This is a genomic window from Streptomyces sp. WAC 01529 (genome assembly GCF_003945545.1).
Classification (GTDB): Bacteria; Actinomycetota; Actinomycetes; order Streptomycetales; family Streptomycetaceae; genus Streptomyces; species Streptomyces anatolicus.
In genome coordinates this window covers 3,278,492-3,303,631 of record NZ_CP029617.1, presented here as the reverse complement: position 1 = coordinate 3,303,631, position 25,140 = coordinate 3,278,492, and the positions used below count along the sequence as shown (strand labels likewise).

Annotated in this window: 20 protein-coding genes; 7 read left to right on the top strand and 13 right to left on the bottom strand. The window is 72.5% G+C overall.

The features are described from left to right. The first annotated feature begins 71 nt into the window (after window positions 1-71). From DMA15_RS14715 to DMA15_RS14705, 3 genes are all read left to right on the top strand, one after another. On the top strand, window positions 72-1,265 hold the full coding sequence (locus tag DMA15_RS14715) for a 4-hydroxybenzoate 3-monooxygenase (protein ID WP_125513200.1): 1,194 nt from the start codon (window positions 72-74) through the stop codon (window positions 1,263-1,265). A 30-nt stretch (window positions 1,266-1,295) separates the two neighbouring features. Next, window positions 1,296-2,648, top strand: a complete 1,353-nt coding sequence (locus DMA15_RS14710) for an aromatic acid/H+ symport family MFS transporter (protein ID WP_240659798.1) — start codon at window positions 1,296-1,298, stop codon at window positions 2,646-2,648. 67 nt (window positions 2,649-2,715) lie between these two features. After that, entirely contained in the window at window positions 2,716-3,645 is a 930-nt protein-coding gene (locus DMA15_RS14705; protein ID WP_125513199.1) for a Bax inhibitor-1/YccA family protein, read from the top strand. 98 nt (window positions 3,646-3,743) lie between these two features. Here DMA15_RS14705 and DMA15_RS14700 read toward each other — a convergent pair whose 3' ends face one another. Then, window positions 3,744-3,974: a DUF4287 domain-containing protein gene (locus DMA15_RS14700; RefSeq protein WP_125513198.1), complete on the bottom strand. Its 231-nt coding sequence runs from the start codon at window positions 3,972-3,974 to the stop codon at window positions 3,744-3,746. Window positions 3,975-4,076: 102 nt separating this feature from the next. Between DMA15_RS14700 and DMA15_RS14695 the strand changes: the two genes are divergently transcribed. Further along, window positions 4,077-4,388, top strand: a complete 312-nt coding sequence (locus DMA15_RS14695; RefSeq protein ID WP_240659797.1) for a hypothetical protein — start codon at window positions 4,077-4,079, stop codon at window positions 4,386-4,388. A 46-nt stretch (window positions 4,389-4,434) separates the two neighbouring features. Here DMA15_RS14695 and DMA15_RS14690 read toward each other — a convergent pair whose 3' ends face one another. From DMA15_RS14690 to DMA15_RS14680, 3 genes are all read right to left on the bottom strand, one after another. Beyond that, complete coding sequence (locus DMA15_RS14690; protein WP_125513197.1) at window positions 4,435-5,310, bottom strand: hypothetical protein; 876 nt, start codon at window positions 5,308-5,310, stop codon at window positions 4,435-4,437. A gap of 255 nt (window positions 5,311-5,565) precedes the next feature. Further along, window positions 5,566-6,786 carry an acetyl-CoA C-acetyltransferase gene (locus tag DMA15_RS14685; protein ID WP_125513196.1) on the bottom strand — a complete coding sequence of 407 codons (1,221 nt, stop codon included), beginning with the start codon at window positions 6,784-6,786 and terminating at the stop codon, window positions 5,566-5,568. A gap of 315 nt (window positions 6,787-7,101) precedes the next feature. Further along, entirely contained in the window at window positions 7,102-8,124 is a 1,023-nt protein-coding gene (locus DMA15_RS14680) for an SGNH/GDSL hydrolase family protein (protein ID WP_206302734.1), read from the bottom strand. A gap of 163 nt (window positions 8,125-8,287) precedes the next feature. On the opposite strand from DMA15_RS14680, the gene DMA15_RS14675 reads away from it, so the two are divergent. After that, on the top strand, window positions 8,288-9,679 hold the full coding sequence (locus DMA15_RS14675) for a cystathionine beta-synthase (RefSeq protein ID WP_125513195.1): 1,392 nt from the start codon (window positions 8,288-8,290) through the stop codon (window positions 9,677-9,679). Window positions 9,680-10,009: 330 nt separating this feature from the next. Here the strand turns inward: DMA15_RS14675 and DMA15_RS14670 are convergent, their stop codons facing one another. Together DMA15_RS14670 and DMA15_RS14665 are read right to left on the bottom strand one after the other, a co-directional pair. After that, a complete protein-coding gene (locus DMA15_RS14670) occupies window positions 10,010-10,426 on the bottom strand; it encodes a hypothetical protein (protein WP_125513194.1) in 417 nt (138 codons plus the stop codon). An 11-nt stretch (window positions 10,427-10,437) separates the two neighbouring features. Further along, window positions 10,438-11,865 (bottom strand): cytosine permease, encoded by a 1,428-nt coding sequence (locus tag DMA15_RS14665; protein WP_125513193.1) that lies wholly within the window; start codon window positions 11,863-11,865, stop codon window positions 10,438-10,440. 148 nt (window positions 11,866-12,013) lie between these two features. Between DMA15_RS14665 and DMA15_RS14660 the strand changes: the two genes are divergently transcribed. Continuing rightward, window positions 12,014-12,847, top strand: coding sequence for a MurR/RpiR family transcriptional regulator (locus DMA15_RS14660; protein WP_125513192.1), 834 nt, complete (start codon window positions 12,014-12,016; stop codon window positions 12,845-12,847). 17 nt (window positions 12,848-12,864) lie between these two features. Here the strand turns inward: DMA15_RS14660 and DMA15_RS14655 are convergent, their stop codons facing one another. The 4 genes from DMA15_RS14655 to DMA15_RS14640 all read right to left on the bottom strand — a co-directional run bounded on the left by DMA15_RS14655 (window position 12,865) and on the right by DMA15_RS14640 (window position 19,095). After that, on the bottom strand, window positions 12,865-13,743 hold the full coding sequence (locus tag DMA15_RS14655) for an alpha/beta hydrolase (protein ID WP_125513191.1): 879 nt from the start codon (window positions 13,741-13,743) through the stop codon (window positions 12,865-12,867). A 209-nt stretch (window positions 13,744-13,952) separates the two neighbouring features. Continuing rightward, entirely contained in the window at window positions 13,953-16,214 is a 2,262-nt protein-coding gene (locus DMA15_RS14650) for a PQQ-binding-like beta-propeller repeat protein (protein WP_125513190.1), read from the bottom strand. Further along, on the bottom strand, window positions 16,211-18,427 hold the full coding sequence (locus DMA15_RS14645; RefSeq protein ID WP_240659796.1) for a serine/threonine-protein kinase: 2,217 nt from the start codon (window positions 18,425-18,427) through the stop codon (window positions 16,211-16,213). Before DMA15_RS14645 ends, DMA15_RS14650 begins: the two co-directional genes overlap by 4 nt. Before the next feature lie 26 nt (window positions 18,428-18,453). Then, window positions 18,454-19,095, bottom strand: coding sequence for a hypothetical protein (locus DMA15_RS14640; protein ID WP_125513188.1), 642 nt, complete (start codon window positions 19,093-19,095; stop codon window positions 18,454-18,456). 326 nt (window positions 19,096-19,421) lie between these two features. Between DMA15_RS14640 and DMA15_RS14630 the strand changes: the two genes are divergently transcribed. Then, on the top strand, window positions 19,422-22,511 hold the full coding sequence (locus tag DMA15_RS14630) for a BTAD domain-containing putative transcriptional regulator (RefSeq protein WP_125513186.1): 3,090 nt from the start codon (window positions 19,422-19,424) through the stop codon (window positions 22,509-22,511). Here the strand turns inward: DMA15_RS14630 and DMA15_RS14625 are convergent. From DMA15_RS14625 to DMA15_RS14615, 3 genes are all read right to left on the bottom strand, one after another. Beyond that, complete coding sequence (locus tag DMA15_RS14625; protein ID WP_125513185.1) at window positions 22,501-23,226, bottom strand: dienelactone hydrolase family protein; 726 nt, start codon at window positions 23,224-23,226, stop codon at window positions 22,501-22,503. The genes DMA15_RS14630 and DMA15_RS14625 overlap by 11 nt on opposite strands. 95 nt (window positions 23,227-23,321) lie before the next feature. Further along, window positions 23,322-23,621 carry a hypothetical protein gene (locus DMA15_RS14620; protein ID WP_125513184.1) on the bottom strand — a complete coding sequence of 100 codons (300 nt, stop codon included), beginning with the start codon at window positions 23,619-23,621 and terminating at the stop codon, window positions 23,322-23,324. 127 nt (window positions 23,622-23,748) lie between these two features. Next, entirely contained in the window at window positions 23,749-25,119 is a 1,371-nt protein-coding gene (locus tag DMA15_RS14615) for an APC family permease (protein ID WP_125513183.1), read from the bottom strand. Window positions 25,120-25,140: the final 21 nt, after the last annotated feature.

The window sequence follows — 25,140 nt, the reverse complement described above, 5'->3', positions numbered from 1 at the left end:
GAACGAAAGTTCACCAGACGAACAAGCCAAGCGGTCAAACGGCCGAGCGGACGGCGAACAAGGGGCGAGGGATGCGGACCACCGTCGGAATCATCGGGGCCGGACCGGCCGGACTGCTCCTCGCCCGCCTGCTGCACCGCGCAGGTGTCGCCTCCGTCGTCCTGGAGAGCCGCGACCGCGCCTACGTGGAGCGCCGCCAGCGGGCCGGGATCCTGGAACAGGGCACCGTCGACGTGCTGCGTGCGGCGGGCGCCGGGGCCCGCATGGACCGCGAGGGCCTCCCGCACCACGGCATCGAGCTGCGCTTCGACCGCCGCAGGCACCGCGTGGACTTCCCCGCGCTGACCGGCGGCAGGTCCGTCACCGTCTACGCCCAGACCGAGGTCTGCAAGGACCTCATCGCCCTCCAGCTCGCCGAGGGCGGCCCGCTGCTCTTCGGGGCCGAGGCGCTGGCCGTGGAGGGCGCCGATACCGAGAGCCCCCGCGTCCGCTTCCGCCGCGAAGGGCGCGAGGACGTTCTGGAGTGCGACTACGTGGTGGGGTGCGACGGCTTCTGGGGCGTGGCCCGCGAGGCGGTGCCCCGCGCGGTCTCCCGCGTCTTCGAGCGCACGTACCCCTACGCCTGGCTCGGCATCCTCGCCGACGTGCCGCCCTCCCACGACGAGCTGGTCTACGCCCGCCACGACCGCGGTTTCGCCCTCCTGTCGATGAGGTCGCCGAGTGTCACGCGCGCGTACCTCCAGGTCCCCGACGGCACCGACGCCGACGACTGGCCCGACGAGGAGATCTGGGACGAGCTGGACCGCCGCCTGGAGACCGATGACCCGGAGTGGACGCTGCGGCGCGGACCCGTCACCGCCAAGTCCGTCACCCCCATGCGCAGCTACGTCCACGAGCCCATGCGCCACGGACGGCTCCTCCTCGCCGGGGACGCCGCGCACATCGTCCCGCCCACCGGCGCGAAGGGCCTCAACCTCGCGGTCGGCGACGTCGTCACGCTCGCCCGCGCCCTGGTCCTGCTCCGCGACAAGGGCGATGCGGGCGGCCTGGACGCGTACTCCGAGACCTGCCTGCGCCGCGTCTGGCAGGCCGAGCGCTTCTCGTACGCGATGACGACCCTGCTGCACCGGGCCCCCGACGCCACCCCCTTCGACGACCGCATCCAGCTCGCCGGGCTCGACCGGCTCACCACCGCGCGCTCCGCCGAGACCGACCTGGCCGAGGCCTACACCGGATTCCCCCTGGACGAGCAGGACAGGCCCTAGCAGGACGGGCCCTAGAAGGAAGAGAGCCCCGTGACCCCTCCCGAGCGGACCTTCACATCCGTCGCCCCCGTCCTCGCCCTGTGCTGGCTCGTCGTCTTCTTCGACGGGATGGACGTCAACATCTACGGCGCCGTCATGCCGCACCTCCTCGACGACGAGGGCTTCGGCTTCAGCACCTCCACCGCCGGGACCATCGGCTCGTGGACCACCTTCGGCATGCTGATCGGCGCCCTCGGCTGCGGCACCCTCACCGACTGGGCGGGCCGCAAGCCGATGGTGACCGGCAGCGTCGTCCTCTTCTCGCTGGGCTCCGCGCTGTGCGCGCTCGCGCCGACCGCCGCGTTCTTCGGCGCCGGACGGTTCGTCTCCGGGCTCGGGCTCGGCGGGCTCATGCCGATCGGGCTCGCGATCGTCGCCGAGTTCGCGCCGCCGCGCAGGGCCGCGCTCGCCACCGGCCTGATGATGACCTCGTACCACGCGGGCGGCATGGCGGCGACGGGCCTCGGGCTCGTGCTCGGGCCCGACCACGGCTGGCGCGTCGTCTTCTGGACCGGCGTGATCCCCGCGATCGTCGCCGTGCCGCTCGTCGTCAAGTGGCTGCCCGAGTCGCCCGGTGTGCTGTTCGCCAAGGGCCGCACGCGCGAGGCCGAGGCGGTCGCCGCCCGCTACCGCCTGCCGTCCCCGACCGCCGCCGAAGCCCCCGAGGCCGGGGCGAAGGGCCGCTTCTCCGCCGTCGCCGCGCTCTTCGCACCGGGCCGCCGCCTGGCGACCCCGCTGCTGTGGCTCGCCTCCTTCGCCGGTCTGCTGCTCGTCTACGGCGTCTCCACCTGGCTCCCCGAGCTGATGCGCGCCTCCGGCTACTCCCTCTCCTCCTCCGTCACCTTCCTGATGGTGATCAACGCGGGCGGCATCGTCGGCATGCTCGTCGCCGGGCGCACCGCCGACCGTTTCGGGGCCTTCAGGGTCTCCGCGATCTGGTTCCTGCTCACCGCGTGCGGCGCCTTCCTGCTCAAGGCCCAGCTGCCGCTCTGCGTCGCCTACGCCGTCGTCTTCGTCACCGGCATCTGGCTCTTCTCCGCGCAGGTCATGGTCTACGCGGCAACACCCTCCGTCTATGGGCCCGCGGAGCGCGCCACGGGGCTCGGCTGGGTCACCGGCGTCGGCCGCACCGGCGCCGTCGTCGGGCCCTGGCTGGGCGGCGCGGTGGTCGCGGGCGGCAACGCCTCGCTCGGCTTCACGACCTTCGCGGTCGCCGGGATCCTCGGCGCCGTCGCGATCTCCCTGGTGCCACTCGTACGGGCGAACGGTTCCGATCCGGGAACAGTAGGGGCCATGCCGAGCGTTCTCGGTCACAGAGAGGGAAAGATCCTCCCCAAGCACTAGGACCATCCTTTTGCCTACGCATTACTCTTGAGGGCAAAGCCACGCACGGTGGCCATGGAGGAGTGAAATGAGGAGCAGCAACCCGGTCTTCTCGCGACGGGGGTTCAGCCGCGACAACGGCTACGCCGGCTTCGGCGCGCAGCCGCAGGCCGGGGGACCCGCAGCCGCGACCCAGACCCAGGGCAACCCGTACGCGCAAGGCGGTCCGTACGCAGGCGGCCAGCAGGCCCCCGCGGGCAACCCCTACGCCACCAATCCGTACGCCCAGCAGGACGTGCAGTACGGCGCCCCCCAGGCGCCCGTAAGCACCACGGGCCGTATGACGATGGACGACGTCGTCATGCGCACCGCCACCACGCTCGGCACGCTGCTGGTCACCGCGGCGCTCGCCTGGGCGCTGCTGCCGGTCGACGACGCCAACATCGGCAAGTCGTACGGCATCGCGATCGGCGCCGGTCTCGTCGCGATGGTGCTCGGCCTGGTGCAGTCCTTCAAGCGCAAGGCATCGCCCGCGCTGATCCTGACGTATGCCGCGCTGGAAGGCGTCTTCCTCGGAGTCGTCTCCAGCGTCGTCGACAACCGCATCGCGGACGGCGCGGCCATGCAGGCCGTGCTCGGCACGATGGCGGTCTTCGTCGGCGTCCTCGTGGCGTACAAGGCGGGCTGGATCCGCGTCAACCGTCGCTTCTACGGCTTCGTGATGGCCGCGGCGATGGGCTTCCTGCTGCTGACCGCCGTGAACCTCCTGTTCATGGTCTTCGGCGGCGGTGACGGTCTCGGCTTCCGCAGCGGTGGCCTCGGCATCGTCTTCGGCATCGTCGGCATCCTGCTCGGCGCCTGCTTCCTCGCCCTGGACTTCAAGCAGGTCGAGGACGGCATCGCCTACGGCGCGCCGAAGGAAGAGGCTTGGCTCGCCGCCTTCGGTCTGACGATGACGCTCGTCTGGATCTACCTCGAGTTCCTGCGCCTGATCGCGATCCTCCAGGGGAACGACTGACGCCTGCCGCTCAGCGGCTGAACCCGACAGCCGAAGGGCCCGCGGACCGATTCCGGTCCGCGGGCCCTTCGCGTGCGTGTCGGGAGGGGGGTAGGGGGTCAGAGGAACTTGCGGGCGGCCCGCCTCAGGTCGTACTCGTGGATGATCGCTTTCGCGTGGCCGTACGCGAGGTTGTGTTCGGCGCGGAGCCAGCTGACCTTCTCCTCGAAGCGGAAGAGAGAGGGGCCTTCGTCCACGGCACGCAGCCAGTCGGAGACTTCACGACCGGTGCACTGGGGGATGCGGGCGAGCAGATTGCGGTGGGTCTCCTCGGAGAAGACTTGGGACATCGGCGCCTCCGGACGCGTCGCGATGTGTTCCGTCCTTCACGCCACCGTGCCTGAGGCTGTGGGCGTTGGCAACAGTCCCGCAAAGGCGCATAAGGTCGCGGGGTGCTCGATACGACGCCTTTGACGGCCGCAGTGGACCATTTCGCCGACCGCCTGCGGGCCGCGCCGCAGAGCCGGCTGCAGCGCGGGGCCGCGACCGAAGCACTGGCTCTGGCCAGGGAGTTGGCGGCGCGCGCGCAGGCCATCGAGGAGCCGGGAACCCCACCGCGGGAGATGCCGGACGCGGGGATGTTCGCCGCCGCCGACCAGATCACCGTCGCGGGGCGCGATCTGGCCCTCGTACTGGAGGACCCCGAGGAGCTGGCGCGGGCCCTTGAGCTGGTGGCCCAAGCGCAGAAGCGGGCCGGGGTCTGAGAGGAGGGCCCCGGGTCTGAGGGGCCCGGGTCTGAGGGGCCCGGGGTCAGACCGAGGCGATGACGCGGTCCGCGAGGATGTAGACGTTCTCCGTGCCGCACTCGAAGGTCAGGGCGTAGGCGCCCGAGATGCCGGAGCCGCCGAGCAGGACCGGCGCGTGCCCCTCGCGCAGGGCGTTGGCGAGCAGCTCCGCCGTCTCGCGGTGGCCCGGGGTCATGCAGAGCGTGGTGCCGTCCGCGAAGACGTAGACGTCCAGGGTGCCCAGCGGGCCCGGGCGGACGTCGGCGAGGGCGGTGCGGGCGTCGGCCAGCTCCTCCAGGCAGGCCACCGTGCGCTCGTGGTCGCCGTACCCGTCCATCGCGGAAGTCCGCACCGGCACGAAGTCCGGGTGCGAGGGGTGGCGGCGGCGGGCCGCGGCCAGCTCGGGGGAGTCCCCGGCATACTCGTCGGCGGCCGGGTCGGCGAAGGGCTCGATCACCGGCTCCAGGCTGTCCGCCTCCAGGCCCGCGAAGTCCGCCTGGCGCGGCAGGAACAGCTCGTCGGCGATGCTGTCCGGAATGCCGGGCAGGGCGATGCCGTCGGGAATGCCGGGCAGGCCGTGCAGCAGGGAGGGCGCGTCAGAGCCCTCACGGGCCTCCTGGGCGGCCCAGAAGGCGCGGGCCTCGGCCAGCTCCCGCTCCCGCTCCTCGGCGAGCGCCTCGGCGACCGCCGCGCGTATCTCGTCGGTGTCCACGGCGGTGCGGGCGCCCGGCACCGTGGGGTGCGGGCGTTCGGCGGCGGCACGGCTGTCGGCCAGCTCGGTGCGCAGGGCCGTGATTTCGGCCAACTGCTTACGAAGGCCGTGCACCGCGTGCAGGGCGGCGGCACCCACGGCCGTGGCAGCGGCCGTGGAGAGCAGCAAGGCAAGAGGCAAGGCGCTCACTGACGTACTCCCGGTTTCAAGTCGACCCCCGACTTCCTACATCAGCTTGAAGCCTGCACGATCCACCTGTCAGTGCATAACGTCACGAAGTGGACAGGTCTTTGGGCCCGGAGTACCCCCACAGACCGCTCTGAGCTGGGCATATGCATCTCCCCCAGGAGATAGGTCACATCCTGGGGGAGATTGGGTCACGGAAAGGTGCAGAAACGGAGCGTCAACGCGCGCCGACCCTGCGTCAGCTCAGGCGCCCGATCGTCAGCTCAGACGCTCGATGACCATCGCCATGCCCTGGCCGCCGCCGACGCACATCGTCTCCAGGCCGAACTGCTTGTCGTGGAACTGGAGGGAGTTGATCAGCGTGCCGGTGATGCGGGCGCCCGTCATGCCGAAGGGGTGGCCGACGGCGATGGCGCCGCCGTTGACGTTCAGCTTCTCCAGCGGGATGTTCAGGTCGCGGTAGGAGGGGATCACCTGGGCGGCGAAGGCCTCGTTGATCTCGACGAGGTCGATGTCGTCGATGGTCAGCCCGGCCCGCCGCAGGGCCTGCTTGGACGCCTCGACCGGGCCGAGACCCATGATCTCGGGGGAGAGGCCGGTGACGCCGGTGGAGACGATGCGGGCGAGCGGGGTCAGGCCCAGCTCGCGGGCCTTGGTGTCGCTCATGATCACCAGGGCGGCGGCGCCGTCGTTCAGCGGGCAGCAGTTGCCGGCGGTGACCATGCCGTCGGGGCGGAAGACGGGCTTGAGGCCCTGCACGCCCTCGTACGTGACGCCGGCGCGGGGCCCGTCGTCCTTGCTGACGACGGTGCCGTCAGGGGTCGTCACGGGGGTGATCTCGCGCTCCCAGAAGCCGTTCTTGATGGCTTCCTCGGCGAGGTTCTGCGAGCGGACGCCGAACTCGTCCATGTCCTTGCGGGTGACGCCCTTGGCGCGGGCGAGGTTCTCCGCGGTCTGGCCCATCGCGATGTAGGCGTCCGGGACCAGGCCGTCCTCGCGCGGGTCGTGCCAGGTGGAGCCCTCGGTCTTGGCGACGGCCTCGGTGCGGGCCTCGGCGTCGGCGAAGAAGGGGTTGTGCGTGTCGGGCAGGCCGTCCGAGGTGCCCTTGGTGCTGCGCGAGACCATCTCCACGCCCGCGGAGATGAAGACGTCGCCCTCGCCCGCCTTGATGGCGTGCAGGGCCATGCGGCTCGTCTGGAGGGACGAGGAGCAGTAGCGGGTGATGGTGCAGCCGGGGAGGTGGTCCATGCCCAGCTGTACGGCGACGATGCGGCCGAGGTTGTGGCCCTGCTCGCCGCCGGGCAGACCGCAGCCGAGCATCAGGTCGTCGATGTCCTTCGGGTCCAGCTCGGGGACCTTGGCGAGGGCGGCCTCGATGATCGTGGCGGTCAGGTCGTCGGGGCGCAGATCCTTCAGGGAGCCCTTGAAGGCGCGGCCGATCGGGGTTCGGGCGGCGGAGACGATCACGGCTTCGGGCATCAGCACTCCTGCTGGCGGGGGCGCCCCGGGCCGGGGCGGGGTGGCGGACTCCTTGGAAGTTACCTGTACGTAGGGGTGGGCGTCAGGGGGCGGGGGCTGTGACGAGGGACGCATTTCTAAGCGGTTGCTCAGGCCGGCGGGGCCCTGGGCGGACTGGGGGTGCGTTTCCCTGTGGGCGTGGGGCTCCTGTGCGGGTGCGTCGTGGTTGCTCGCGCAGTTCCCCGCGCCCCTGACGGGGCGCCTTGGTCCCGGTCGCGGGTGGCGCCCCGTAGGGGCGCGGGGAACTGCGCGACCAGCCCCCACCGGGGCCGCACGTCATCGGGGGAGCGGGGAGGGGTCCGGGGTGTGGTGGATGCGGCGGCGGCGACGGCGTTTGAGGAGGGCCCACGGCCCCCGGGGGCCGGCCGGCATCGCGGGGGTGACCTCCGTGCCGCCCTCCGCCGCGGCCTGCGCCGCCGCCCGCGCCACCGGCAGGAAGCCCTCGCGCCGCGAGATGTCGGGCCGCTCCTCCTCGGGCCACAGGCCGAGCGCCGCGCACAGCGTGGGAAGTACCGCCATGGCAGCCGTCGCGTACCCCTCCGCCGAGGGGTGGTAGTTGTCGGGACCGAACAGCTCCCGGGGGTTCGCCGCGAACTCGGGGCCCAGCAGGTCGCCCAGCGACACCGTCCGCCCGCCCTGCTCGACCACGCCGATCGTCTGCGCCGCGGCCAGCTGCCGCGAGACCCGGCGGGCCAGCCACCGCAGCGGCTGGTAGACGTTCTCGACGGTGCCGAGATCGGGGCAGGTGCCGACGACCACCTCCGCCCCGGCCGTCCGCAGCCGCCGCACCGCCGCCGACAGGTGCCGCACCGACCGCGTCGGCGGCATCCGGTGCGTCACGTCGTTCGCGCCGATCATGATCACGCAGACGTCCGGCACCCACGCGGGGTCGGAGAGGACCAGCGTCACCTGGCGGTCCAGGTCGTCGGATTGCGCGCCCGGCAGCGCCACGTTCCGCAGGTCGACCGGCCGCTCCGCCACCGCCGCGAGCCCCGCGGCGAGCAGCGCCCCCGGGGTCTGCCCGGCCCGGTGCACGCCCTGCCCCGCCGCCGTGGAGTCGCCGAGCATCGCGAACCGCACCGGTTCGGAGCAGTCGGGGCGGCCGGGCTCCTCGCCGTACGCCCGTCCGTAGCGGCCGTCGGACCGCGGCGGATCCGCGTGGCCGCCGCCCACGGTCCGCTTCGCCAGCTGCACCTCGGCGAGCACCACGCCGACCGTCGCGGCCCCGATGAGCCCGATGCCTCCGCCGCCGTACGCCGCCCCCGCGGCGATCCGCCGTGCCACCCTCGCCCTCGACATGCCCCGCAGCCACCTCCTCGTAGCCGAACCGCCGTACAGCCGTACATCCACTCATTGCCCCGTAAGCACGGTCGGCCAATCGCGAGCGGAGGTGAACGGATGACATGGACCCTTAGGCTGACCGCACCAATTCGTCGCACTACATCGCAGCCCGGAGACAACGGTGCAATTCCACGACTCGATGATCAGTCTCGTCGGCAACACCCCGCTGGTGAAACTCAACAACGTGACCGCGGGCATCCAGGCGACCGTCCTGGCCAAGGTCGAGTACTTCAACCCCGGCGGTTCCGTGAAGGACCGCATCGCCCTGCGCATGATCGAGGCGGCCGAGCAGAGCGGGGAGCTGAAGCCCGGCGGGACCATCGTCGAGCCGACGTCCGGCAACACCGGGGTCGGGCTCGCCATCGTGGCCCAGCAGAAGGGCTACAAGTGCATCTTCGTCTGCCCCGACAAGGTGTCACTCGACAAGATCAACGTGCTGCGCGCGTACGGCGCCGACGTGGTCGTCTGCCCGACCGCCGTCGACCCCGAGCACCCGGATTCGTACTACAACGTCTCCGACCGCCTCGTACGCGAGACGCCCGGCGCCTGGAAGCCCGACCAGTACAGCAACCCGAACAACCCGCTCTCCCACTACCACTCCACCGGCCCCGAGCTGTGGGAGCAGACGGAGGGGAAGATCACCCACTTCGTGACGGGCATCGGGACCGGCGGCACGATCTCCGGGACGGGCAACTACCTGAAGGAGGTCTCCGACGGCCGGGTGAAGGTCGTCGGCGCCGACCCCGAGGGGTCCGTGTACTCCGGCGGCTCCGGGCGGCCCTACCTCGTCGAGGGCGTCGGTGAGGACTTCTGGCCGACGGCGTACGACCAGAACGTGACCGACGAGATCATCGCGGTGTCCGACAAGGACTCCTTCCAGATGACGCGGCGCCTGGCCAAGGAGGAGGGGCTGCTCGTCGGCGGCTCCTGCGGCATGGCGGTCGTCGCGGCGCTGCGGGTCGCGGAGCGGCTGGGCCCCGACGACGTCGTGGTCGTGCTCCTGCCCGACTCCGGGCGCGGCTACATGAGCAAGATCTTCAGCGATGAGTGGATGAACGACTACGGCTTCCTGGAGCAGGCCGGTGACGCGCCGCGCGTCGGCGACGTGCTGAGCCGCAAGGAGGGCGGCGCGCTGCCCTCGCTGGTGCACATGCACCCCGAGGAGACGGTGGGCGAGGCCATCGAGGTGCTGCGCGAGTACGGCGTCTCGCAGATGCCGATCGTCAAGCCGGGCGCGGGTCACCCCGACGTGATGGCCGCCGAGGTCATCGGCTCGGTCGTCGAGCGGGAGCTGCTCGACGCGCTCTTCACCCAGCGCGCCTCGCTCTCCGACCCGCTGGAGAAGCACATGTCGGACCCGCTGCCGCAGGTCGGCTCCGGCGAGCCGGTGGCGGACCTGATGTCGGTGCTCGGTGGCGCGGACGCGGCGATCGTCCTGGTCGAGGGCAAGCCGACCGGTGTCGTGAGCCGGCAGGACCTGCTCGCCTTCCTCGCGGAGCAGCAGGGCCAGTGAGCGCCGGGGGCGTGGGCCGGGGCCGTGGGCGGGACTTCGCGGAAGTGGTACGAGCGCGACATGTGCGCGCAGCACCCGCTTAACACTGCTCCGGCACATTGGTGGTTGTCGGCGTCAGGAACTCCGGAGCGGCTCCCGGACCTCCATGGACGCCGGGACGTGGCCCGGCCCTGACCTGGCCCGCGTCCCTCGCGGGGATCGCCGTCGTCCCGCCCCCTGGCTTGCCGGGGGTGCGGCGGTCCCCGCGATAGCGCTCCGCTGGGTGGGCGGTTCTTCTCCGCGGGTGCGTTGTGGTTGCTCGCGCCGTTCCCCGCGCCCCTTACGGGGCGCTCAGTCGTCCCATTCTGTGGTGGGGCGGGGCTTGCGGTCTCTGTTGGCGTGGACCGCGTTGACGCCGAAGATGCCGGCCCAGGTCACCAGGAGGCCGGTCAGGCCGCCGTTGACCGCGCCGATCGCGGAGAGCGGGACGGCGAGGATCAGCGAGAGCACGCCGAAGCCGTACCGCTCGCTCCACGAGTCCAGGGGGCTGCCGGGCGAGCGGGCGCCGCGGGCGACGACCATCTGCTGCTCTGCGAGGTGGCGGCGCATACGGCGGTCTATCGTGCCGTCCACGCGCTGCTCGATCTTCCCGAGGAACGAGTCGACCAAGGCGGCGTCGTACTCCTCGCCCAGCTCTCTGCGGGCGTGCAGAGTGGCGTCGAGTTCCTTCTTGAGGTCGGCCTTGAGTTCGGCGTCACGGGCGTCCATACCCGGCTACGTTACGGCGCCGGGGCCTCCTTCGCGCTGGGGGTAACCCCCCTTTCCGTCCGGGGCCCAGCCCCAGGCGTGAGGGCATCGCGCCTGGCCAGGGCCCAGTAGAGCACCGCGGGCACCACGAGGCCCACCATCCACGAGATGTCGGCGCCGCCCAGCGGGGCGACGAGCGGGCCCGTGTAGAAGTGCGTGACGAGGAAGGGCAGTTGGGCGAGCAGGCCCACGCCGTAGACCACGAGGGCGTCCCAGCGCCAGGCGCCGTAGCGGCCGTGGGGGTCGAAGAGGGCGGGGATGTCGTACCGCTCGCGGGAGATCAGGTAGTAGTCGATGAGGTTGATCGCCGACCAGGGCGTGAAGAAGGTCAGCAGGAACAGCAGGAAGTCCTTGAAGGACGTCAGGAAGCTGTCCTTGCCGAGCAGCGCGACCGCCGTGCCCGCCAGCATGATCACGGCGATGTACGCGGCCCGCCCGCGCGGCCCGAGCACCCGCTGGCCCCGGAAGCCGCTGACGGTGGTCACCATCGACATGAAGCCGCCGTAGGTGTTGAGCACGTTGATGGTCAGCTTGCCGAGCGCGATCACGAAGTACAGGAAGGAGGCGATGAGGCCGGTGCCGCCGAGGCCGACGACGTAGCCGACCTGGTGGGTGAGGAAGGCGTCGCCCGCGCTCGCCGCGACCAGCACCCCGAACGTCATCGACCACTGCGAGCCGAGCGCCGAGCCCGACAGGGTCCACCAGAACGTCGCCTTCGCCGAGGTCGTCCGCGGCAGATAGCGCGAGTAGTCCGCGACGTACGGGCCGAAGGCGAGCTGCCAGGACGCCGAGAGGGAGACGGCGAGCAGGAAGACCGGCAGGTCGAAGTGGGCGTCGGAGAGCAGGGCGCCCATGTCCACGCGCTCCACGAGCCGTATGCCGAGATAGACGAAGGCGAGCGCGCAGATCACGCTCGCCACCCGGCCGAGCGCGTGGATGACGCGGTAGCCGACCGCCGCCATCACCGCCGTGACGACGGCGAAGACGATGATGCCGGTGGTGTCGTCCGTGTGCGTCAGCCGGGCCGTGGCCTGTCCGGCGAGGACACTGCCGCTCGCGAAGAAGCCGACGTACATGAGGATGACGAGCAGGAGCGGTACGACCGCGCCCTTCACGCCGAACTGGGCGCGGGACTGGATCATCTGCGGCAGTCCGAGCCTCGGCCCCTGCGCCGAGTGCAGCGCCATCACCGCGCCGCCGAGCAGATTGCCGAGGACGAGGCCGACGAGCGACCACACCACGTCGCCGCCGAAGACGACGGCGAGGGCGCCCGTGACGACCGCGGTGATCTGGAGGTTGGCGCCGAGCCAGAGCGTGAACTGGCTGAACGCCGTGCCGTGCCGTTCGTCGTCCGGGACGACGTCGATGGAGCGCCGCTCCACCAGGTCCTCAGCTGCCATACCGGCCCACTCTCCCTGGGAGTCCCTTGCCCGGCTGTATATCGTCATGCAGAGTTCTTGCTGGCTGAATAGGTTGTCAATACCTGGCGTCTGATCGAGGAGGGGCCATGAGTACGACCGTGGGTACGGACATCCTGAGGGGGACGGCATGACGGACAGCCCTGCCGCGCGACTGCAAGCGCTCTTCGAGGGCCACCGGCTCACGCCCACGCAGCGGCGCATCGCGCACTGCATGGTGCGGCGGGCGGCGGACGTCCCCTTCCTCTCCAGCGTCGAACTGGCCGAGCTCGCCGGGGTGAGCCAGCCCTCGGTCACCCGCTTCGCGGTGGCGCTCGGCTTCGACGGCTATCCGGCCCTGCGCAGACACCTGCGGGACGTGGCGCCCGCCGAGACGGCGGTCGAGGACTCCCTCAACGAATACCAGCAGGCGGTCGAGGCGGAGATCGCGAACCTCCGCCACCTCGCGGACGCCCTCGCGGACCCGGCGCCGGTGGAGCGGGCGGGCCGCCTCCTCGCCGCCTCCCGCCCCCTCCCCGTCCTCGGCCTGCGGGCCGCCGCCTCCCAGGCGTACGGCTTCTCGTACTTCGCCGCGAAGGTCCACCCCGACGTGCGCCTCCTCCACGAGGGCGGCACGATGCTGACCGACCGCATCGACGCGGCGGTCCGCGCGGGCGCCACGGCGCTCCTGTGCTTCGCGCTCCCGCGCCACCCCCGTGAGGTCGTGGACGCGCTGGCCCACGCGAGGGAGGCGGGCCTGACGGTGGTCACGGTGGCGGACTCCCCGTTCGCCCCGGTGGCCGCGTACTCCCACCTCCTGCTCCCGGCGGCGGTCGGCACGGGCCTCGCCTTCGACACCGCGTGCGCCCCGATGCTGCTGGGCCGCGTCCTCCTGGAAACCATGTGCGACGGCCTCCCGGACGCGCAGGCCCGCCTGGAGGAGTTCGACGCGGGGGCGGCGGCGCGGGGGTTGTTCGTGGAGTGAGGGGCCGCGCCAGCCGCTTACATCGACTCCGCCTGGACCAGTTCGGCCAGCAGCGCCGCGAAGAGGTGTGGGCGGCTGAAGTATCCGACGTGTGACGTGGCCAGCGCACGGACGTCGAACGGGTTCTCCGGGGTCAGTTCGTCGGCCTTGCGGATCATGTAGTCCTGGACGGCCGGGGGGATGCTCAGGTCTTCGGTGAGACGTACGAAGGTGTGCGGCACCTTGCCCCATTGCCCGGCCCGGGCCACCGCGCCTTCCTCCAGTACCGCATAGTTTTCGTCCGGGTCCATGGAGTCGAGCAGCATCCGGAACTGGTGGTCGGTGGAGTCGGCCATGACGGCGGTCTTGAGCTGTGCGAACAGTACGGGGTCGGTGTGCGCGGCACGCCAGTTGAGCCGCGCCACTCCCGGATCCCCCGAGTGCGGCACGGTGATGTGTGCTGCCGCGGCGTCCAGCAAGTTGTCGTCGAGGACGTCCCACTTCTCGGTGACCATCGCCGAGTCACTGAGGCAGACCGCGGAGAGGTAAACGACGCGGTCGAGGAGTTCGGGCACGGCGTTGGCGACGGCGGTGACGGTCAGGCCGCCGAAGCTGTTGCCCGCCAGGACCAGGGGCCCGGACGGGGCGAGCCGGTGCAGGACGTCGACCACGTGGCGCACGTTGTCCCGCAGCGTGATGCCGCGCATCGGGGAGGGCGCGGTGGCCAGTGCCGCGAGGTCCTGCGGCTGGCGGTAGTAGGCGGCCGGGTGGTCGGCGTGGTCGCCGTGGCCGGGCAGGTCGACGGCGTACGAACGGTGACCGAGCAGGGCCAGCTCGTTCTGCAACGGCCCCCAGGCGCGGGCATTGCTGGACCCGCCGGGAACGAATACGAAGGTGGGGTGTGCGGTGATGCGCATGGTGAGGAGTCCTCGTCATCCTGAGGCGAACGGTGTACGTGCGCGGATGACCAGGTGCCGACGGAACGCTCGGGTCAGCACCGAGTCCGGGACGCCGAACGGATGCGCAGGGACTGCCAGTTGTGCAGGGTCGAGTACATGATCGACACGATAGGCCCCGTCCGGTACGCCCACCACCGAATTGCCGACCGCCCGGGCCGGGGGGCCCGCTATGCCTTCGGCACCGAGAAACGGAAGAGCTTGCCCGACCAGGTCGCGTACAGGTGGTCGCCGAGCGGGATCGTCGACCAGGAGCCGGAGCCGCCCGTGGCGCGGTAGTGCCAGACCTGTTTGCCGGTCTCGGCGTGGAAGCCGTACAGCCCCTTCTTGCCCGCCGCGAGGAAGAGTCCGCCCAGGGCGCCCGCGAGGGTCAGGCCGGCCAGGCCCGCGCCCGCCTTCCAGCGTCTCGCGCCGGTCCTGGCGTCGATTCCGTGCAGGACCTTCTTGTCCAGGTAGCAGACGGTCCCGTCGACCCGTGCGTAACCGCGTTCGCCGCGCGCGGCCGTCTGGACCGTCCACCGGGTCTTGCCCGACTCCGGGTCGAAGGCGGTGAGCAGGCCGCGGGTCGAGCCGCCGAAGTTGGTGCTCGGGTAGCAGAACAGGGTGTCGCCGAGCAGGCTCAGGGCCCCGGTGAAGCCGAGGATCTCACTGTTCGTCGGCGGGAGTCGGGTGGGTTCGCTCCAGCGGGTCTTGCCGTTGTCGGGGTCGATCGCCAGCAGCTTCATGTCGGCGTCGATGGCGTAGAGCACCTTGCTCCTAACCTTGCCCGTGGGCTTGGCCTTGGACTTGGGCTCGCCCCTGCTCCCGTCCGGCGCGTACAGGGTGACGAGGTCCTTCGCCCATATGCGGTCGCCCGTCTCCCGGTCGAGGGCGGAGAAGCCCGAGAGCATCGCGGCCGGATTCGTCTTCGACGCGCTGCCCCAGGCGAGCAGCGCGCCCGCCGGCGTCACGCCGAGGACCATGCTCCCTTCCTTCACGTCGCGCGAGGTCCACCGCACCTCGCCGCTCGACGCCTCCAGGGCCTGGAAACGTCCGCCACTCGCCGTCATGACCAGGTCGCCGTCCGAGAGGTCCAGCTTGGGCGCGCCGTCCCCGGCCGGGGAGGCGTCCCACACCTCCTTGCCGGAGCGGCCGTCGAAAGCGTGCACCTTGCCGTCCGTACGTACCGTGTATACGCGCTTGTCGTCGGTGAGGGCGTCGGTGTTCTGGCCGCTCAGGTCCTCCCACAGAAGCTTGCCGGACTCCCGGTCGAAGCAGGCGCCGGAGGCCTTCTGCGTGCACAGCAGCGTGGAGCGGGTCACCGCGCTCAGGGACATGGCGGGCTGCGACAGCTCCTTGGACCAGTCGAGTTCGGGGGTGGCGGCCGAGCCCCCGCCGCCCTCGCCGTTCCCGTCGCGCGAGCGCAGGTACCAGACGGTGCCCCCGGCCGCCGCCGTCGCGGCGAGCGCGGCGCCGCCGGTCAGCAGCCGGCGGCGGCTGAGCAGCGGGGCGCGCAGCGCTTCCTGAAGGGTGCGCTGGTCCTCGGTCACCTGAAGCTCGACCGCGCCGAGCCAGCCCGCGGTGGTCTCCGGGCGCAGCCAGGCCTGGAGGTGGTCGACGGTGGGGCGGCGGGCGGGGTCCTTGTCGAGGCACGCGGTGACGATGCCGAGCAGGCCGTGCGGGACGCCGTGCAGCTGCGGCTCCTCGTACGCGGCCCGGTAGAGCAGGGCGTGGGCCGCGCCGGTGCCGAAGGGCGGGACGCCGGTGGCGGCGAAGGCGAGTACGGCACCGAAGGCGAACACGTCGGACGCGGGCGTCAGTTCGACGCCCCTCGACTGCTCGGGCGACATGAAGCCGGGCGACCCCGCGACCTGGCCCTCGGCGGTGAGGACGGTCCCGTCGACGGCCCGGCTGATGCCGAAGTCGATGACCCGGGGGCCGTCGAGGGTGAGCAGGATGTTCGACGGCTTGAGGTCGCGGTGGATGAGCCCGGCGCGGTGGATCGCGCCCAGCGCCTCGGCAAGGCCGCCGCCGAGCACGCGCAGGGTGGGCTCGGGCATCGGCCCGTGCGCCTCCAGCGCCTCGGTGAGGGAGGGGCCGGGGATGTACGCGGTGGCCAGCCACGGCTGCGGGCCCTCGGGGTCGGCGTCCACGACCGGCGCGGTGAAGGCGCCGGAGACCGCGCGCGCGGCGTCGACCTCCGCCTTGAAGCGGCGGCGGAAGTCGGGGTCGGCGGCGAGTTCGGGACGTACGACCTTGACCGCCACCGCGCGGCCGCTGCGTGACGCGGCGAGATGGACGCGGCCCATGCCGCCCGCGCCGAGTTCCCGGATCACCCGGTAGGGGCCGATGTACGAGGCGGGGGGCGCGGCCTGCGATGTCGGCGTGGAAGGTGCCGGAGTGGCGGGGGTCGGCGCCGACGGCGGCATGGGCGGTGGAGGCGGTGTGGTCACGAGGCGTCGCTCCGGAAGGCGTGAAGGGTGGTGTCGGACGCGGCGAAGAGCGTGCTGCCGGAGATCTGGAGCAGCCACTCGCGCTTGCCCCCGGTCCTGCCGGACGGCTGGTGGGCCCAGAGCGGCTTGCCGTCCGAGGTGCGCAGGACGACGAAGCCCGGGACGTCACCGGTGGCGAACGTGGCGATGGCGACCATGGACGCGGAGACGGTCGGCCCCTGGCTGTCGGCGCCGCCGGTGGTCGTCAGGTGCACCGGGCTCGCCGTGTGCCACACCTGTTTGCCGTTCCGCATGTCCAGGGCGAACACGGTGCCGGGACCGTCGTAGACGTAGGCCCGCTTACCGCGGACCCTGGCCGGGCTGATGGTGGTCGTCTCGTTGATCGCCGTCCACAGCTTCTTGCCGTCGGTGGCGCGGAAGGCCTGCACTTTCGTGCTGGAGACGAGCAGGGTCTCGCCGTCGGTGGACAGGGCCGGATAGGCGCCGGGTTTGATGACGTCACGGACCTTCCATCGCTCGGCGCCCGAGCGCAGGCCGAGGCCGAGGAGCGTGCCGTTGTCCTGGAGGAAGCAGAGGCTCCCGTCGGCGTACGCCTGGAAGTCACTGCCGTTGACCTTGCGCGACCACAGCACCTTGCCCGAGCCGAGATCGACGGCGAGCACGCCGTACGCACTGCTGCCGCTGGTGCCGACGAGGGCGACCGAACCGGCGACGGAGAGGATGTCGTGGACGAAGGCGGCGGACTGGCCGTCGCCCTGCTCGGTGACCACGTGGGTGAACTTCCGCTTGCCCGCGGAGTCGACGCCGAACAGATAACCGCGCTCGCCGCTCCAGGCCGTGGCGAACAGCGTCGATCCCCGCACGCCCAGCCACTCCGGTTCCCCCGAGACGTCGGAGGGTGTGCGCAGCGAACCCGTCCAGCGTTCCTTGCCGGTCGCGGTGTCGTAGGCGATCGCGCGACGCTTCTCCCAGTGCACCAACGTGTCGCCCAGGAGGTGGAGTTGCGCGCTCTCCAGCTTCTTCAGCGGGGTCGACCAGCGCGGCTTCGGTCCTGCCGGGACCTTCGGTTCGGGCCGGCCGGTGGTGCCCGCGCTGCTGCCGCCGCTCCGGGCCGGGGGCGCGTCGGGATCCGAGCGCCATCCGGCGAGCGCCGCGGCCCCGCCGCCCGCCGCGACCGTGGTGCCGGCCGCGGCGATCCACAGGAACCTGCGGCGGCTCGGCCCCCTGGGGGCGGGAGTGGCGAACGGGTCGACGGGCGGGGCGAGGGACAGCATGGGCACGGGCGGCGCGGCCACCAGCACGGCGGCGTGCGCCTCCCGGCGCGCCAGGTCCTCGCGCAGGCCCTCGGTGAGCAGGGCGGCCGGGTCGGCGGCGCCGAGCGCGGCGAGCACGGACGCGGCGGGCGGCCTGCGGGCGGGGTCCTTGTCCAGACAGGCGCCGATGAGCGGCTGCAACGCCTCCGGGACACCGTCCAGCCGGGGCGGGTGGTGGACGGCCCGGTAGAGGATGTCGGCCGTTCCCCCGGTGCCGAAGGGGCCCTGCCGGGTGGCCGCGAAGACCAGCACGCAGCCCAGCGAGAAGAGGTCGGCCGCCGGTCCTGCCTCGCGGCTCGACATGATCTGCTCGGGCGCCATGAAACCGGGCGTGCCCACCACGGCGCCCGTCCGCGTCACCTGCGTGGCGTCCACCGCGCTGCTGATGCCGAAGTCGATGACGCGGGGCCCGTCCCCGGCGATGAGTACGTTGCCGGGCTTGAGGTCGCGGTGGACGATCCCGGCGCCGTGGATGGCGAGCAGCGCCTCCGCGAGGCCGGTGCCCAGGGCCCGCAGGCCCGCCTCGGGCAGCACCCCGTAGGCACGTACGACCTCGTGCAGCGAGGGCGCGGGGACGTAGGCCGTGGCCAGCCAGGGCTGGGGGGCGTCCGCGTCCGCGTCGAGCACCGGCGGGGTGAAGAAGCCGCTCACCCGGCGCGCGGAGGCGGCCTCGCGCCGGAAGCGCCCGCGGAAGTCGGGCGCCTCGGCGTACTCGGGCCGGATGACCTTCAGGGCGACCAGCCGCGACCCGGGCGACCTGGCAAGGAAGACCCGGCCCATGCCGCCCTCGCCGAGCAGCTGGAAGATCTCGTAGGGGCCGATGCGGGCGGGGCCGTGCGCGGGGTGTGCGGTCTGCGTGGGCTGCGCGGCCGTGAGGTCGCCGCTTCCGTGCGGGGTCATGGGCATCGTCATCGTGGCCGCGGCGGTCAGCTCAGAGAGGCGAGCACGTCGCGGGCCGCGGTGACGGCGTCGTCCTCGGTCTGCTTCGGGGTTCTGTCGGAACTGTCCTTGCTGTAGACGAAGCCCGCGCGGACCGAGGCGTTGCCCTCGCGGACGAGCACCGTCACCCAGGTCAGCGAGTCGTCGACGGCGTGGACGACGAAGGCCTCCTCGCCGATGCCCTTGACCGGCCGGGAGTCCGTCACCTCGTGAGTGGGGCCCATGTCCTTCATGGTGACCCTCTTGTCCATGTCGTACTTGCTCTTGGCCGTCGGGCTGACCAGGAGGCTCACGTTCAGGCTCTGGAAGTCGCCGCCGTAGCCGGGGTGCTCCCACCTCGGCATCCTGGTGATCATCGAGGCCAGGTCCTTGTCGTCCATCAGGCCGGGTGTGCACTTGGCGCCGGGCGCGATCTTCTCGATGGTGGACGGCTTGATCAGCTCGCATCCCTTGGGCACCTTGGTGAACGCCTTGCCCTTCGGCGGCGCCTCGGGGCCTTTCGGCTCGGTCACGGCTCCCGGCTTTTTCGCCGCGGTGCCACCCTTGTCGTCATCGCCCCCTGACGTGGCGATGACCACGCCGACGACCACGGCCACGGCGAGCGCCGCGGCGCCACCGATCAGCCACACGCGCGAACGGCCGCCGCCTGGGCCGCCGTTGCCGGGGCCGCCTGCCGGAACCGGCTGCGACCAGGCCGAAGGCGCGCTCGGGGCCTGCGGGGGTGCGGGGGGCGGCGCCTGCCCCGGCATCGGGGGCGGCGCTTGTCCCGGCATCGGAGGTGGCGCCTGTCCGAAGCCCTGCCGAGGGTCCATCTGCGGGTTCTCACTCACGGAACAGCTCGCTTTCCTGCGGTTTACGCCCTCGGGAGCGGACACATCGCGCCGTACCCTCTCGCGAGACACTGCAATGCCGATGAAATTCTGCTGAAGACGAGAACCGCATGGGGGAGTTGAGGATGGGCACGGACACGGGGGACACAGCCGGCTCGGGCGAGGCAGGTGTGGAGGGCGCGACAGGCTCGGCAGGTGCGACAGGCGCGCAGGACGCGGAAGGCGCGGCGGACCCGCTGCGCCTCGCCCTGCTCGGCCCGGTCGGTGCCCACCGCGGCGAGGTGCCGCTCGACCTGGGGCCCGTACGGCGTCAGGCGGTGCTCGCCGCGCTGGTCCTGCGCGCGGAGACACTCGTCACCCACCAGCAACTCCTGGACGCCGTATGGGGAGTTGAGCCACCCGGCACGGGCCGCCGGGTCCTGCCCAGCTATGTCTACCCCCTGCGCAAGGCACTGGACGCGCCCGGCACCGGCCCCGCCGCGTCCGTGATCCGCGGTGAGCGCGGCGGATACCGCTTCGTGCCCGGCCGAGCGCGTACGGACACAGGGGAGTTGGCCGCGCGGACCGCCGCGGTGCGCGACGCGAGGGCAGCGGGCGACCTGACCGCCGCCCTCGACGGCTGTACGCGGGCGCTCGGCCTGTTCCGCGGCGAGCCGCTGGCCGGCCTGCCCGGCCCGTTCGCCGACGCCGAGCGACAGCGCCTGGCCCGGCAGCGGCGCACCCTCCACCAGGAGCGAGTGGAGTGCCTGGTGCTCCTGGGCCGGTACGCGGAGGCGCTGGACGAGCTGATGGCCGTACCCCATGCGCAGCCGCACGACGAACCGCTCGCCGCCCTGCGGATGCGCGCCCTGTACGGCAGCGGGCGGCAGGCCGAGGCGCTCGCCGCCTACCAGGAGACCCGGGACCGGCTCCGCGGCGAGCTGGGCGTGGAGCCCGGCGAGGAGCTGCGCCGGGTCCACCAGGGCGTGCTGCGCCGGGACGATCCGATGCTGCTCGGCGGGGCACCGGCACCCCGGGCCACGAACCCCGCCACCGGGCACGCGCACGCCCACGCGCAGGCCCAGGCGCAAGCCCAGACGCACGCCGATGCGCAGCCCCCGGCCCCCGCAGCCGCACCCCAGCGCCCCTCCCCACCCCCGCCCCGCCCCCGCAACGAACTCCCCGGCGACACCCCCTGCCTGGTCGGCCGCGAACCGGAGCTGGCCCTGCTCACCGCGCCCGTGCCCCCGGACTCGGTCTCCGTGGCCGCCGTCGACGGCACCGCGGGCGTCGGCAAGACCGCGCTGCTCGTCCGCGCCGCCTGGGCGCTCCACGACCAGTACCCGGACGGCTGCCTCTTCGTGGACCTGCACACGCACGGCGCCCCCCACGAGAGCCCGCCCCCGCAGCGCGCCCTGCACCGGCTGCTCCGCGCGGTCAGCGGCGCCGACGGCGAACTCCCGGACGAGCTGGACGAGTTGGTCGCCGCCTGGCGCGCGGCCACCAGCTCCCTGCGGCTGCTGCTCGTCCTGGACGACGCCCGCAGCGCGGAACAGATACGCCCCCTGCTGCCCGCGGGGCCGGGCAGCAGGGTCCTCGTGGCGGGCCGCCAGCGCCTGCCCGGCCTCGACGCCGACCGTCGCCTCACCGTGGAGCCGCTGGCCACGGACGAGGCGGTCACCCTGCTCACACGGCTGCTCGGCGAGGCCCGCGCCGGACAGGAACCGGAGGCCGCGCGGGAACTTGCCCGCCGCTGCGGCGGCCTCCCGCTGGCGCTGCGGATCACCGGCGCCCGGCTGCAGAACCGCCCGTCCTGGACCCTGGCCCACCTGGTCGGCAGGCTGTCGGACGACGCACGCCGCCTCGGCGAGCTGCGGGCCGAGGACCGCAGCGTGGAAGCCGCCTTCCGGATCTCCTACGACCTGCTCACCCCCGAACTGCAGCGCGCCTTCCGCGCGTTGGGCCAGGCCCCGACCGCCGAGTTCGACGGGCTCGCCCCCGCCGCCATGCTGGGGCGCCCGCGCCAGGACACCGAGGACCTGCTGGAGCGCCTGGTCGACGCGAGCCTGCTGCAACAGCCCCGGGCAAGCCGCTACCGGCTGCACGATCTCGTACGCGACCACACGCGCCGCCTCGCCGCCGCCGTGCCCGAGGAGGCCGCCGCGGACCGCGCCGCCGTGCTGCACCTCTACATCGCCGCCGGGCGCATCGCCAGCGACTGGGGCCCCGAGGGCTTCCCCACCGGACCCGACCTCTCCCTCTCCTCCTCCGACCCTCGCTCCCCCCTCTCGCCTCTCTCGCCTCTCTCGCCTTTCTCGGACTGGCGGGAGGCCGACGCGTGGCTGGAGGCCGCGGGCGGCCAACTCCTCGACGTGGTCGCCTTCGCGGCGGCCGCCGGAGAGCACGACCACGCCTGCTGGACCGCCGAGTCCCTGGTCGACACGCTGGTCCGCCAGGGCCGCTACCACGAGTGCCGCTCCGCCCTGGAGTCGGCGCTGCCCAGCGCCGACCTGGCCGACGACCGGCGCATGCCCTCCTCCCTGCGCAACTGCATGGCCATCGCGGACCTCTACCAGGGACGCTTCCCCCAGGCGCTCGCCTGGTGCGCCGACGCGCTGCGCCTCGCCCGCCACCAGGGCGACCTGCGCGAACAGGCGCGGGCGATCGCCGGTTCGGGCGCAGCGGAGCGCGCGCTCGGCCGCGTCCCGGAGGCGGCCGCCCACCTGAGCGAGGCCATGGAGCTTGCCGCCCGGCTCGACGACGACTGGCTCGCCGGGATGTCGAGCTGCCAGCTCGGCGCCCTCCACGACCAGCAGGGACGGCACGAGAAGGCGCTCACGTACTACGCCACGTCCCTGGCCTTCGCCGAGAAGATCGGCCGCCCACGGATGATCAGCAAGACCCTGTGCTTCACCGCCGAGGCCCACCTGGCGCTCGGCAGGCACGCCGAGGTCAGGGAGTTGGCGAGGCGCGCGGCGGAGCTGGCCGGCGAGGTCGGCGACCTGCAACTGCGCGCGTCGAGCCTGTCCCTGCTCGGCGCCGCCGAACACGGACACGGGAACCTGCCGCTGGCCCTCACCCTCCAGCGGGAGGCCCTGGCCACGCTCACCGAGCACACCAGCAGGCCCCTGGAGAGGGAGGTCCGCCACCGCCTCGGCCTCACCCATGAGGCGGCGGGCCACCGGGCCGAGGCCGAGCGGCAGTTCCGCATCGCCCGGTCCCTGGTCACTCCGTGACGGGCAGGCACTCGGCGAGCAGGGCGACGACGTCGTCCCAGGCCCGGCGCGCGTGCAGGGGGTGGTGGCCGACGCCGGGGAGCACGTCCTGGTCGACGGGCGGATGGTGGAATGCGTGCAGTGCGCCGCCGTAGACCACGAGCCGCCAGTCGACGCCCGCGGCCTGCATCTCGGCGGTGAACGCGTCCCGGTACGCGGGCGACATGATCGGGTCCTCCGATCCGACCCCGGCCCAGACCGGGCAGCGGATGCGGGCCGCCTCGCCGGGGCGGCCCGTGATCAGCCCGTTGACCGTCGCGATCGCGCGCAGGTCGACGCCGTCGCGCCCGAGTTCCAGCGCGATCGCGCCCCCGGTGCCGTAGCCGATCGCGGCGATCCGGCCGGGGTCGGTCCGCGGCTCGGCGCGCAGCACGTCGAGCGCCGCATGGCCGATCTCCCGCATCCGGTCGGGGTCGGCGAGCAGGGGAGTGGTGTGCGCCAGCATCTCCTGGGGGTCGGTGAACCAGCGGCCGCCGTTGATGTCGAAGGCCAGCGCCACGTACCCCAGTTCGGCGAGGGCGTCGGCGTGGCCGCGCTGGAAGTCGTTGAGCCCCGGCCCCTCGGGCCCGATCAGGACCGCGGGCGCACGGCCCGTACCGGCCGGGAGCGCGAGGTGCCCGACCATCGTCAGACCGTCGGCCGGGTAGGTGACTGTGCGCGTGGTGATCGTCGTCATGGGGGTGACGGTAGTGATCACCGGGCCCCGGCCGGGCCGGTATTAGCCCTCAGCAGAGCGGTGCGGGGCGCCCGTGAAACGCGATGACGCGTACGTCAGATGCCGGTGCCCGAACCCGTGAGGCCGCCCAGGGGGTTGCCCTTCTGTGCACCTCCGCCGAGGCCGAGGAGATCGCCGAGGAGGTTGAGGACGGGGTTGAGGAGGGCGCCGAGCGGGCCGCCGAGTTCGCCGCCGGGCGCGGGCTCACCCGCGACGCCGCTGTCCGCCGCCGGGACGGCGTGGGTGCCCGCGACGGGGCTGCCGTCAGGCGCGGGAGCGGCGGCCGCGGGGACGGCCGCGGCCAGGACGACGGCGGCCGCCAGGCCGACGGCGGACAGAACGGTGGGCGCGCGCATGGTTGCTCCTCGGGGTTCCTCGCTGCACCGATGCAGCGGTTCCTGACCGAGCTTCGTACGCGCTCGGACCGCGCGCACCAGGAGTGCCCCCGAATGCGCGACACCCCCGCTCCCGCTCCCCCGGCCCCTACTCCTCGCCCCGCGCCTTCAGCACCGCCTTGTTGACCCCCCACAGCGCCACCCCGATGGCGATCAGGACGCCCGCGCGGATGTAGACCTCCGCCGGGCGGTCCGCCAGGGGGCTCGCGAGGACCAGGGCCGTGACCGCGCCGAGGACCGGCAGGACCGTCGGCGTACGGAAGTGCGCGTGGTCGACGGGGTCCCGGCGCAGGACCAGCACCGCCACGTTGACCACCGCGAACACGCACAGCAGCAGGAACGCCGTCGTGTCGCCGAGCCCCTCGATCTCGCCGGTCGAGACCAGGCCGATCGCGAGCAGCGAGACGAAGACGATGCCGACGACAGGGGTGCGGCGCTTGGAGAGGACGCGACCCATGGCGCGCGGCAGGATGCGTTCGTTGGCCATGCCGTAGCAGAGCCGCGAGGCCATCATGATGTTGATCAGCGCCGAGTTGGTGACCGCGAACAGGGCGATCAGCGCGAAGAGTTTGTGCGGGAAGTCGACGCCGCCCGCCTTCACGACCTCCAGGAGCGGGCCGCTGGAGCCCTCCAGGGTCTTGTAGTCGACGAGGAGGGACGAGACCAGCGCCACCAGGACGTAGATGGTGCCCGTCACCGCGACGCCGATGAAGATCGCGCGCGGGAAGGTGCGCACCGGGTCCTTGGTCTCCTCGGCCATGTTCACCGAGTCCTCGAAGCCGACGAAGGCGAAGAAGCCGAGCGCGGTGGCGCCCAGCACGCCGGTCATCAGGGCGTACGCGGTGCCTCCGCCGCCCGCCTCGAAGTCGGTGAGGCGGGAGGGCTCCCCGTCCCCGCTCAGCACGGCGTACGCGCCGATCCCCAGGATGATCGCGAGACCGGTCAGTTCGACGAGGGTCAGCACGACGTTGGTCTTCACGGACTCCGAGACGCCCCGCATGTTCAGCGCCGCGAGCAGGACGATGAACGTGATCGCGATCAGCGTCGGCGGCAGCGCGTCGCCCGTCAGCTCGGCGAGGTAGTCACCGCTGAAGGCGCGGGCGGCGGCGCTGGCCGACGAGAGCCCCGAGCACATCACCATGAAGGCGATGATGAAGGTGAGGAACGGCGTCTTGAACGCCTTCTGGGTGTAGAGCGCGGCCCCGGCCGCCTTCGGGTACTTCCCGACCAGTTCGACGTAGGACGCGGCCGTCAGGATCGCCACGACGAACCCGATCGCGAACGGCAGCCACAGCGCCCCGCCGACCTTCCCGGCGACTTTGCCGGTGGTGGCGTAGATGCCGGTGCCGAGGATGTCGCCGATCACGAAGAGGATCAGCAGCTTGGGACCGATGGCGCGGTGCAGCGCGCCTTCCTCGGCGGGCGGTGGTGCGGTGGTGGGTGTACCGGATGCCGTCATAGGAGCCTCCCCCGAGACCGG